The sequence below is a fragment of the Paraburkholderia sp. genome (assembly GCF_034668105.1).
Classification (GTDB): domain Bacteria; phylum Pseudomonadota; class Gammaproteobacteria; order Burkholderiales; family Burkholderiaceae; genus Paraburkholderia.
Window position 1 is genome coordinate 1 of the sequence record NZ_JAXDPY010000075.1, and the last position, 11,013, is coordinate 11,013.

General features: G+C 64.1%; 9 protein-coding genes. 4 read left to right on the forward strand and 5 right to left on the reverse strand.

All coding sequences use genetic code 11. The annotated features are described in order from the left end of the window. Positions 1-369 precede the first annotated feature (369 nt). The 4 genes from cydP to cydX are packed head-to-tail and all read left to right on the forward strand — an operon-like array spanning position 370 to position 3,525. Entirely contained in the window at positions 370-630 is a 261-nt protein-coding gene (gene cydP, locus QOC89_RS03830; protein WP_323043805.1) for a cytochrome oxidase putative small subunit CydP, read from the forward strand. Continuing rightward, on the forward strand, positions 620-2,209 hold the full coding sequence (locus tag QOC89_RS03835) for a cytochrome ubiquinol oxidase subunit I (protein ID WP_323043806.1): 1,590 nt from the start codon (positions 620-622) through the stop codon (positions 2,207-2,209). Before cydP ends, QOC89_RS03835 begins: the two co-directional genes overlap by 11 nt. Positions 2,210-2,243: 34 nt before the next feature. Next, the gene (gene cydB / locus QOC89_RS03840) at positions 2,244-3,380 is read left to right on the forward strand and encodes a cytochrome d ubiquinol oxidase subunit II (protein ID WP_323043807.1); all 1,137 of its coding nucleotides are present in this window, start codon (positions 2,244-2,246) and stop codon (positions 3,378-3,380) included. A gap of 28 nt (positions 3,381-3,408) precedes the next feature. Then, positions 3,409-3,525, forward strand: a complete 117-nt coding sequence (cydX, locus tag QOC89_RS03845; RefSeq protein WP_323043808.1) for a cytochrome bd-I oxidase subunit CydX — start codon at positions 3,409-3,411, stop codon at positions 3,523-3,525. Between the two features lie 296 nt (positions 3,526-3,821). On the opposite strand, the gene nagE is transcribed toward cydX, so the two are convergent. From nagE to QOC89_RS03870, 5 genes are all read right to left on the reverse strand, one after another. Beyond that, complete coding sequence (nagE, locus tag QOC89_RS03850) at positions 3,822-5,606, reverse strand: N-acetylglucosamine-specific PTS transporter subunit IIBC (RefSeq protein ID WP_323043809.1); 1,785 nt, start codon at positions 5,604-5,606, stop codon at positions 3,822-3,824. A 97-nt stretch (positions 5,607-5,703) separates the two neighbouring features. After that, on the reverse strand, positions 5,704-8,295 hold the full coding sequence (gene ptsP / locus QOC89_RS03855) for a phosphoenolpyruvate--protein phosphotransferase (protein ID WP_323043810.1): 2,592 nt from the start codon (positions 8,293-8,295) through the stop codon (positions 5,704-5,706). Between the two features lie 11 nt (positions 8,296-8,306). Next, positions 8,307-9,314 carry an SIS domain-containing protein gene (locus tag QOC89_RS03860; RefSeq protein ID WP_323043813.1) on the reverse strand — a complete coding sequence of 336 codons (1,008 nt, stop codon included), beginning with the start codon at positions 9,312-9,314 and terminating at the stop codon, positions 8,307-8,309. Next, a complete protein-coding gene (gene nagA, locus QOC89_RS03865) occupies positions 9,307-10,410 on the reverse strand; it encodes an N-acetylglucosamine-6-phosphate deacetylase (protein ID WP_323043811.1) in 1,104 nt (367 codons plus the stop codon). The genes QOC89_RS03860 and nagA overlap by 8 nt, the downstream gene beginning before the upstream one ends. A gap of 106 nt (positions 10,411-10,516) precedes the next feature. Then, a partial coding sequence (locus tag QOC89_RS03870; RefSeq protein ID WP_323043812.1) for a GntR family transcriptional regulator occupies positions 10,517-11,013 on the reverse strand: 497 nt, incomplete at its 5' end.

Here is an 11,013-nt window from a genome sequence, read left to right on the forward strand (position 1 = left end):
ATTGACCGAGTACGCTTAACGCTTAAAAGCCTGAGTCGCGCCGCGGTTCGCCCGGCGCGCGCTGGTTAGCCGCAGAGCCCTGCCCTCGAAAGAGGGCAGGGCTTTTTTGTGCCCACGGAATGCCACATCCGCCCCTCGCAGACCCACGCGGCCGCCGCTCAAGAACACCCTCGCCAGACACGCGTTTCTTGACGTATCACAAACCCCATCGCAATACTGTCCAGACGGGGCGAAACTCGCGACCCAATGTCGCAGCGCCGGACTCACGGCGCCAAGTCACTGCTCCTAGAATCGGGATGCACTCGCCAGACCGCTCAGGCGGCCTGGATCCAGCCGGATTCACCGGCGTGAAGTCGCCTTCGACCGATCATGACCCTAGCCCTGAATCGCCATAGCCACCCTCGCCCGAGCCTGCGCAAACGGCTCGCCGCCTGGGTACGCGGTCCGACGCTGGCGCGGGATATCGCCATCGTCCTTGCCATCAAATTCGCACTGCTGATGGCGCTCAAGTACACGTTTTTCAATCATCCGCAGGCGGAGCATATGTCGCTGCCGCCTGAGCAAGTCGCGCAGGCGCTGCTGTCCACGCCTGCCACGCATCCGTCCCAAGGTGATCAACATGCCCGTTAGCGAAGTCGTAGAACTGTCGCGCCTCCAGTTCGCCATCACGGCGCTTTATCACTTTCTGTTCGTGCCCCTCACGCTCGGTCTGTCCTGGTTGCTCGTCATCATGGAGTCCGTCTATGTGATGACCGGCAAACAGATCTACAAGGACATGACCCAGTTCTGGGGCAAGCTGTTCGGCATCAACTTCGCGATGGGCGTCACCACCGGTCTCACGCTGGAATTCCAGTTCGGCACCAACTGGTCGTACTACTCGCACTACGTCGGCGACATTTTCGGCGTGCCGCTGGCCGTGGAAGGTCTGATGGCGTTCTTCCTCGAGTCGACGTTCGTCGGCCTGTTCTTCTTCGGATGGAACCGTCTCTCGAAGGTGCAGCACGTGAGCGTGACGTTCCTCGTCGCGCTCGGCTCGAACCTGTCGGCGCTGTGGATTCTGGTGGCCAACGGCTGGATGAACAATCCGGTCGGCGCCACCTTCAATTACCAGACAATGCGGATGGAACTCGACAGCATCTTCTCGGTGCTGTTCAATCCGGTCGCGCAGGTGAAGTTCGTGCACACCGTATCGGCCGGTTATGTGACCGCCTCGATGTTCGTGCTCGGCGTGTCGTCGTGGTATCTGTTGAAGCGTCGCGACACCGAATTCGCGCTGCGCTCGTTCGCGATCGCAGCGGGCTTCGGTCTGGCATCGACGTTGTGCGTGATCGTGCTCGGCGACGAATCCGGCTACCGTACCGGCGAAGTTCAGCAGGTCAAGCTGGCCGCGATCGAATCCGAATGGGAAACGGCGCCCGCACCCGCACCGTTCACGATCATCGGCATTCCGAACCAGAAGGAAGAACGCACCGACTACGCGATCCGCATTCCATACGCGCTCGGTCTCATCGCCACGCGTTCGATCGACGAACCGGTGGTCGGGCTGAAAGACCTGATGGCCCAGAACGAAGTGCGGATCAGGAACGGCATGCTCGCCTACGCCGCACTGCAACAGCTGAAGTTAGGCGACGCGACGGACGAAGCCAAAGCGGCCTTCGACGCTCACAAGGCGGACCTCGGCTACGGCCTGATGCTCAAGCAGTTCACCCCGAACGTCACGGATGCGACGCCGGACCAGATCGTGCAAGCCGCCAAGAAGACGATTCCGCCGGTGGCGCCGGTGTTCTTCTCGTTCCGCCTGATGGTCGGCCTCGGCATCCTGTTCCTCGCGACCTTCGTGCTGGCGTTCTGGTTCTGTGCGCAGCGCTCCCTGCTGCTGGAGAAGCGTCGCTGGTTCCTGCGCTGGGCCGTATGGGCGATTCCGTTGCCGTGGCTTGCGGCTGAATTCGGCTGGATCGTCGCTGAAGTGGGCCGTCAACCGTGGACCATCGCCGGCATTCTGCCGACCGCATTGTCCGCCTCGAGCCTCACGCCAGGCGATCTGTATCTGAGCATTGCCGGCTTCGTCGTGTTCTACACGGTGCTGTTCATCATCGAAATCATGCTGATGTTCAAGTACGCGCGACTCGGGCCTTCGTCGCTGCATACCGGGCGCTATCACCACGAACAGCCGCTGAATCAGCCGCTGCCGATCAACACGGCCGCCTGATTCGCCGCCACTCTGTTCCAAGGGAAAGATCATCATGGATTACGCAACCCTCAAACTGATCTGGTGGGCGTTGATCGGCGTACTGCTGATCGGCTTCGCGCTCACCGACGGCTTCGACATGGGCGCGGCGATTCTGCTGCCGTTCATTGCCAGAACCGACGCGGAGCGGCGCATCGTTGTCAATACGGTCGGCGCGACGTGGGAAGGCAATCAGGTATGGCTCATCACGGCCGGCGGCGCGATGTTCGCCGCATGGCCACTGGTCTACGCCGCGTCGTTCTCGGGCTTCTACTTCGCGATGCTGCTGGTGCTGTTCTCGCTATTCTTCCGGCCAGTCGGCTTCGACTACCGCAGCAAACGTGAAGACCCGCGCTGGCGCAGCGCGTGGGACTGGGCTTTGTTTATCGGCGGCTTCGTACCGGCGCTGGTGTTCGGCGTGGCGTTCGGCAACCTGCTGCAAGGCGTGCCCTTCTCGTTCGATACCGATCTGCGCGTCACGTATCACGGCGGTTTCTTCGCGCTGCTGAACCCGTTCGCCGTGCTGTGCGGTCTTGTGAGCGTGTCGATGCTGGCCGCGCACGGCGCCGCCTTCGTGAAGATGAAAGCGGACGACATCGTCGCCGAGCGTGCCTCGCTGGCGCTGCGGATCGCTTCGCTCGCGGCCGTAGTGCTGTTTCTGCTTGCCGGCGTGCTGATCGCCACGATGATCGGCGGCTATCAGATCATCGACGCGCCGCCGTTCGATACGATTGCCAACCCGCTGCTGAAGAACGTAATCGGCGCACCGGGCCTGTGGCTCACCAACTACGCAAGCTATCCATGGATGGTGATCGCGCCGGTGGCCGGCCTCGCAGGCGGCGTACTTGCGTTGTTGCTGGCGCGCTCGCGGTTTGAAAAGAGCGCGTTCCTGTCGACCTCGCTGATGATCATCGGCGTGATCCTGACGGCCGGCTTCTCGATGTTCCCGTTCATCATGCCCTCCTCGCTCGACGGCCGCAGCAGTTTGACCGTTTGGGATTCGACCTCGAGCCGCATGACGCTGCAGATCATGCTGATCGCCGTGATCATTTTCCTGCCGATCGTCCTGATCTACACGAGCTGGGTGTATCGCGTAATGCGAGGCAAGGTGACCGCCGCGGCACTCGAAGAAAATCATCATTCGATGTATTGACCGGCAATACGATTAACAGGAGTTTGTGATGTGGTATTTCAGTTGGTTTCTTGGGATTGGCGTGGCGCTGGCATTCGGCATTATCAACGTGATGTGGCTGGAATCGCGCCGGCCTGTTGAAGCAGGTAAGCAGAAAACACGTTGAGGCATCGGTTGCCAGCCGGCCGCAGGCAGGCTCAGGCTCGAAAACGCCCAAGCGGCACCTTGAATCAAGGTGCCGCTTTTTTGTTGACGCGAGACGCGAAACTCGACTGGATGCGGTGCTTTCCCACTCCCCAGCCGCGCCTTGCTTCATAAATTGCGCCGCTGCGCCGCACCGCTCACCACGATGCCTCTACCGTGCATAAAAAAAGCCCCCGGAATCCCGGAGGCTTTTCGAATAACGCGGCTCACGAACCGAACGGAAGACCGAAGTCACCGCATCCCGAAGCCTCGCCGAGATTACGCAGGCTGCGGCGCAGTACCTGCGCCCGTAGCCGGCGACAGACGCGTCGCCAGTTGTGCCGCGTAGCGCTGAGCAGCGTCGCCCACTACGATGTGGAAGGTATCCGCCGAGACCCAAGCCATATCGAGCGTGGCGAGACGTTGACGATCCACCGCCGACGGGTCGCGCACCACGATCCGCAGACGGGTTGCCGCCACGGCATCCAGCGACACGATGTTGCCCGCGCCGCCGAACACGGCCAGCCAACGCAGCGGATCCGGATCGAGCGCACCGGCTTGAACTCCGCTTGCCGCCGCGACAGGCGCAGCAGCGACTGCAGGTGCAGAAGGTGCAGCAACCACCGGCTTCGCAGCCTCGCCACCACCCTGCGCGATCACGGTACGGATTTCATCGGCGATGATGTCCGCTTCCGGTCCGATGATCACCTGCACGTTGGTCGAGCCGCGCTTGAGCACCCCACGCGCGCCGATCGTCTTCAATTCGCTTTCCGAGACCTTGCTGGAATCGACCACCGACAGACGCAGACGCGTCGTGCAGGCATCCACCACCGACAGATTCGACGCGCCACCCAGCGCAGCGAGATAACGCTGCGCGCGCGGCACGGCGGCACCCGCCACGGGCGACACAAAACCGCCGGCCGTGAACGACTCGACCTGTTCTTCTTCGGCGGCGGGTTCGCGGCCCGGCGTCGCCATATTGAACTTGCGAATGAAGAAGCGGAACAGCCCGTAGTACACGACCATGTACACGAGACCGATCGGTATCGCCCACCAGCCCCTGGTCGACAGGCCGTAGTTCAGCACGTAGTCGATGAAGCCGGCCGAGAAGGTGAAGCCGAGATGAATCCCGAGCGCCGAGCAGATCGCCAGCGACAAGCCCGTCAGCACCGCGTGGATCGCATAGAGCACCGGCGCGAGGAACATGAAGCTGAATTCGATCGGCTCGGTCACGCCCGTCAGGAACGAGGTGAGCGCCATCGACGCCAGCAGCCCGAACACCATCGCGCGACGCTCTTTCGGGGCCTCGTGATACATCGCGAGACACGCGGCCGGCAGGCCGAACATCATGACCGGGAAGAAGCCCGTCATGAACGTGCCGGCAGTCGGATCGCCCGCGAAGAAGCGATGCAGGTCGCCCGTCACCGCGGCGCCGCCCGGCGGCGTGAAGGAGCCGAACACGAACCACGTCAGCGAGTTCAGGATGTGATGCAGACCCGTGACGAGCAGCAGCCGGTTCAGCACGCCGAACACGAATGCGCCGAGCGCGCCCGCGGTGGTGAGCCAATGGCCGGCCGTATCGATGATCGCTTGCACCGGCTGCCATACGTAGCCGAACACGATGCCGATCACCAGACAGACCACGCCGGTGACAATCGGCACGAAGCGTTTCCCTCCGAAGAATGCGAGGTAATCGGGCAGCTTGATGTCTTTGTACCGGTTGTACAGCAAGCCCGCGACGATACCCGCCACGATCCCGGACAACACGCCCATGTTGAGCTTGTCGTTGATGTCCTTCATCACCGCGATTTCGACCAGATAACCGATCGCGCCCGCGAGACCCGCCACGCCGTTGTTGTCTTTCGCGAAGCCGACCGCCACGCCGATTGCGAACAGCAACGGCAGGTTGTCGAAGATCGCACCGCCGGCGTCGGCGATCATCTTGATGTTGAACACATCGGGCTGGCCCAATCGCAGCAGCAGGCCGGCAACCGGCAGCACTGCAATCGGCAGCATCAGCGCGCGTCCCAGGCGCTGAATCTTCAGAAACGGATTCCCATCCATTGACACCTCCAATCCTTGTCTCGTAGTCGACTGTCGTCGTTGAGTTTTGTATCTATACGTAGTGATTGAGCGAAGCTGGTTGCGGACCGCGTGGGGTTCAGTCCAAAGGCCAGGTTTCGCGACTTGCTGCTCTTACCGCCTGCGCCGATTCGAGCGCCAGGGCATCCTGGGCGCGCTGACGGCACAGCTGATAATCGAGGTTGCGCACGCGCGCCTTGATGCCCGGCACCGACACCGGATCCACCGAAAGCTCGGTTACGCCAAGGCCGACAAGCAGCGGCACGGCCAGCGGATCGCCCGCCAGTGCGCCGCATACGCCGACCCATTTGCCATGCTTGTCCGCGCCTTGCACGGTCGCCGCGATCAGGCGCAGCACTGCGGGATGCAAGCCGTCCGCTTGCGCCGCGAGGTCGGCCTGACAACGGTCCATGGCGAGCGTGTATTGCGTCAGATCGTTCGTGCCAATGGAGAGGAAATCCGCGTGTTGCGCCAGTTGGTCGGCGAGCAACGCAGCCGACGGCACTTCGATCATCACGCCGACTTCGATCGGCTCGGTACGACCCGATTCGCGGGCGAATTCGTCAATGCGTTTGCGGATGCGGATCAATTCGCCGACGTCCGTCACCATCGGCAGCAGAATGCGTACGGCGCCGAGCGGTTGGACCGCGAGCAGGCCGCGCAATTGATCGTCGAGCAGATCGGGACGCACTTGTGCGAGACGGATGCCGCGCAGGCCGAGCGCCGGATTCGGTTCCGGTGGCAGCGTCAGGTAATCGACTTCCTTGTCCGCGCCGACGTCCAGCGTGCGAATGATCGCGGTGCGCCCGCTCAATGCGTCGACGATCGCCTGGTAGCTCTGACGATGTTCGTCGATGGTCGGCGCCGCGGCGCGGTGAATGAACAGCAGTTCGGTGCGCAACAGGCCGACGGAATCGGCGCCGTTGTCGACGGCGGTCTTCGCGTCGTCGAGCGTGGCAATGTTCGCGGCGACTTCGATCGCGCGGCCATCCGACGTCACTGCCGCCTGTTGCGACGTGCGGCGATTCGCTTCGCGCACGCCGGCGAGGCGGCTGCGCTCAAGGCGCGCACGTTCGACGTCGAGCTCGGTCGGCGCGAATTCGAGGCGGCCGGTGCTCGCGTTCACCACCACTTGCGTGCCTTCGGGGATCGCGTGCAGGGCATCGCCGACTGCCACCAGCGCGGGGATACCGGCCTGGCGCGCGAGAATCGCCGCATGCGAAGTCGCCCCGCCGCGCGCCATCACGAGTGCGGTGACGCGCGAGCGATCCAGCGAGGACAGATCCGACGGCGTGAATTCTTCCGCCGCCAGCACCGCTTCTTCCGGCAGAATGCGCGCCGCGGCATTCGTATAACCGAGCGCACGCAACACGCGCTTTTCGATGTCGCGCAGATCGGCGGCACGTTCGGCGAGCAACGCGTCTTCGATATTCGTCAGGATGGCGATCTGTGCGCGGATCGCTGCGCGCCACGCAAACCCGGCGCTCTTGCCGAGGCTGATCAGATCGCGCGCGGCGTCGAGCAGCGTCGGGTCTTCGAGCAACACGCGATGCACCGCGAAGATGCCCGCCTCGCCCACCGCGCCACGTTGCGACGCATCGCGTACGGTCGTACCGAGGTCCGTGTCGACCGTGGCAATCGCCTTGTCGAGCAGACGGCTTTCCGCTGCCGACGTGCCGTTCGCCTTTTCCGGCGGATCGATGTCCGCATCGTCCCAGCGCACCAGCTTGCCGACCGCGACGCCCGGCGACGCGCAGACACCCGCCAGCGTATTCGGCGCGAGCGTTTCACCCGTCGGCCGCACAACCGCTTGCGGCGCCGGCGAGCTTTGGCGCGCCGGCTTTTCTTCGACTTCGCCGTGCGCTTCACGCGTCAATTCATGAGCGATCGCTTCGATCGCGGCTTTGGCTTGCGGACCGACGCCGAGCAGCTCGACAGTCGCGCCTTCGCCCGCGCCGAGAGCGAGCAATCCCACCACGCTCTCGATCGCCGCCTTGCGCCCTTCGTAACGCACCTCGACGCGCGCGTCGAAACCACGCGCCGCTTCGCGAGCGCGCGCTGCCGGGCGTGCATGCAATCCCCCGGCGTGAATCAGCGTGACTTGTTGGCGGGCTTCTTCCGTCACGTTGGTGGCGCTGGCCTGCCGCGATGCGTGCGCCGCCTCGCCGCCGCGAGCGCGCAGCACCAGCAACGGCGTTTCGCCTGCCTTCAGCATGCCGCCCTGCACCCGCTCGATAATCTCGAACGCGTCAGAATTGGCAATCGCGATCACTGAAACGAGACTCGGCGCGTTCAGCGCGACCTGGTCCTGATCGAACTCGATCAGCACGTCGCCGGCACGCACCTGTGCGCCTTGCGCGACCATCGGCGCAAAGCCCTTGCCGTTCAGCTCGACGGTGTCGATGCCGATGTGCAGCAGGATCTCCACACCTTCGGCTGTCGCGAGCGTGACCGCGTGGCCGGTGCGCGCGAGATGGGTGATGGTGCCGTCGCACGGCGCGACGAGCCGCCCCTCGAGCGGATCGATGCCGATGCCGTCACCGAACATGCCGCCCGAAAACACAGGGTCGGGCACATTCGCCAGCGGCACGACCGGTCCGGTCAGCGGCGCGAGCAAAACAATATGGCCTTGAGAATGGCTCTTCAAGCGGGACTCCTCGACACGTCGCATCTGATTTCTCGTCAGTGAGTTTCGGTGACTTTGTTGAGATGGCGGGGCGCGTCAGGATTGCGCCCGCGTGCGGCGGCAAGGCCGGCGGCCATCACGTAAAAGGACAGGATCGCGGCGATCGGATCGAGCGCCGCATGAGCGGTCGTGGCGAGCGGCAGCGACGCTTCCGGCACGTCAGCCGGTGCGGCGAGCAGCACGCGTGCACCGCGCGCCTGCATGTCGCGCGCGAGTTGCAGCAAGCCGGCCTGCTCGGGACCGCGCGGCGCGAAGACCAGCAGCGGATAGTCGCGGTCGATCAGTTCCATCGGACCGTGCCGCACTTCCGCGCTCGAAAATGCTTCGGCCTGAATGCCCGAGGTCTCCTTCAATTTCAGCGCGGATTCCTGGGCGATCGCGAGACCCAGACCGCGGCCGATCACGATCATGCGTTCGATGCCGCGCAGTTCGTCCACCGCTTTCGACCAGTCGAGCTTGCCGGCGGCTTGCAGTGCGTCGGGCAGTGTGTTCAACGCGCCGAGCAGCGCGTCGTCTTTCTGCCAATATGCGACGAGTTGCGCGGAAATCGACAGCATCGCGATGTAGCTCTTGGTGGCCGCGACGCTCAGTTCCGGACCGGCCATGAGCGGCAGATGAAATTCGCAGGCGTCGGCCAGCGGCGAGTTCGGCGCATTCACCGCGGCCACTGTCAACGCGCCGGCCTTGCGCAACGCGTCCATCGTGCCGACCAGATCCGGGCTCTTGCCCGATTGCGAGAACGCCAGCGCGAGCTGAGCGCGCACCCGCAAGGGCGCCTGTTGCAACGTCGCGACCGACATCGGCAGCGAGGCGACCGGCACACCGAGGCGGCTCATCGTCAGGCTTGCGAAGTAACTCGCGGCATGGTCCGAGCTGCCGCGCGCGACAGTCAATGCGACATGGCGCGGCTGCTCGGCGAGCTTCGCCGCGAGGGCCTCGACGCGCGACGTATCCGTGAGTTGCGCGGCGACCGTTTCAGCGGACGCCAGCGCCTCTTTAAGCATATTCGACAATTGATTCTCCTTCGACGTAAGTCGCGCTCAATGCCAGTTCACGATCGAACACGACCACATCGGCCCACGCGCCACGCGCAATGCGGCCGCGGTCTTCGATACCGAGGTAGTCGGCGGCGTAGCGTGACAAACGGTTTGAAACATCGGCGATCGGCAAGCCGATCGAGACGAGATTGCGCAGTGCCTGATCCATCGTCAGCGTGCTGCCGGCGAGCGTGCCGTCAGCGAGACGCACGCCGCCGAGGCACTTCGTCACGTGCTGGCTGCCGAGGCGGTATTCGCCGTCGGGCATGCCGGTGGCCGAAGTGCTGTCCGTGACCACGTAGAGACGCGGAATCGCGCGCAACGCGGCGCGGATTGCGCCCGGATGAACGTGCAGCAGGTCGGGAATGATTTCGGCGAATTCGGCGTGCGCGAGCGCGGCGCCCACGAGGCCAGGATTGCGGTGATGCAACGGCGACATCGCGTTGAACAGATGCGTGAAGCCACAGGCACCGTGCTTGAGTGCAGCGACGGCGTCGTCGTAAGTGCCGAGCGAATGGCCGAGCTGCACGCGCACGCCGCGCGCCGCCATCTCGGAGATGATCTCCATGTGGCCGGCGATTTCCGGCGCCAGCGTGACCACGCGAATCGGCGCGATCGACAGATACTTCAGCACTTCGTCCATCACCGCCGAGACGGCGGCGTCGGGCTGCGCGCCGAGCTTGCCGGGGTTGATGTACGGACCTTCCAGATGGACGCCGAGCACGCGCGCACCGCCTGGCGTGCGAATCCGCGCGTTGTTGCCCAGCCCCGCGACGACCTTCATCAGCTCGTCGCGCGGCGCGGTCATCGTGGTGGCGAGCAGGCTGGTCGTACCGTAACGCGCATGCGTGCGGGTGATGGTTTCGATCGCGTCGCCGCCTTCCATCACGTCGGAGCCGCCGCCGCCATGCACGTGCAGATCGATGAAGCCGGGCAGGATGTAGGGCGCGTCATTCTTCGCCGGATCGGTGCGTTCACCGGTCAGCGCCGTGATGCGGCCGTTTTCGTATTCGAGCGTGCCGTGAATCCACCCATCGGTGGTGAGTATGTTTCCGGTCAGCATGATTCTCTCTGGTGAGACGTAATGCGGGTGTGACTGAAATGCGCTCGATGGCGCCGCATGCGGGCGGGCCACGCGGCCCGCTCAGTGCGCAAATCAGGCGCGCCGGTCAGGTGCGCAATTCAGCGACAAAGTCGTAGTAATCGTCGCGGCAATAGGTGTCGGTCAGTTCGATCGCTCGCTGGTCAGCGCTATAGCCGATACGGGTGATGACCAGCAGCGCCGAGCGCGGTTCGATATCCATCAACGAGGCGATCTCGCTTGAAGCATTGACCGCGCGAAAGTGCTGCAAGGCGCGCACGACGGCGGCGCCGCGTTGTTCGAGATAGCTGTAAAGCGATACGCCGATGGCTTGCGGATCGGGCACGATCGCCGCCGGCAGCGCCGAATGCTCGACCGCCATCACGATGCCGTCCGCGCGCCGCAGGCGCCGCAGACTCGCCACCGCCGCGCCGGGTGACAGGCCGAGGTGCACCAGTTCGTCACGGTTGGCGGCGCGGATATCGCGCTCGAGCCACACCGAATCCGGCCGGAACCCGCGTTGCTGCATCTTCTTCGTGAAACCGGTGAGCCGCGATAAAGGGTCTTCGACGCGCGGCGTGATGA

Excerpts from the sequence above, each read along its gene's own strand:
- QOC89_RS03835 (WP_323043806.1), top strand. The coding sequence starts at position 620 with ATGCCCGTTAGCGAAGTCGTAGAACTGTCGCGCCTCCAGTTCGCCATC.
- nagA (WP_323043811.1), bottom strand. The coding sequence starts at position 10,410 with ATGCTGACCGGAAACATACTCACCACCGATGGGTGGATTCACGGCACG.
- cydX (WP_323043808.1), top strand. The coding sequence starts at position 3,409 with ATGTGGTATTTCAGTTGGTTTCTTGGGATTGGCGTGGCGCTGGCATTC.
- cydP (WP_323043805.1), top strand. The coding sequence starts at position 370 with ATGACCCTAGCCCTGAATCGCCATAGCCACCCTCGCCCGAGCCTGCGC.
- QOC89_RS03860 (WP_323043813.1), bottom strand. The coding sequence starts at position 9,314 with ATGCTTAAAGAGGCGCTGGCGTCCGCTGAAACGGTCGCCGCGCAACTC.
- nagE (WP_323043809.1), bottom strand. The coding sequence starts at position 5,606 with ATGGATGGGAATCCGTTTCTGAAGATTCAGCGCCTGGGACGCGCGCTG.
- cydB (WP_323043807.1), top strand. The coding sequence starts at position 2,244 with ATGGATTACGCAACCCTCAAACTGATCTGGTGGGCGTTGATCGGCGTA.
- ptsP (WP_323043810.1), bottom strand. The coding sequence starts at position 8,295 with ATGCGACGTGTCGAGGAGTCCCGCTTGAAGAGCCATTCTCAAGGCCAT.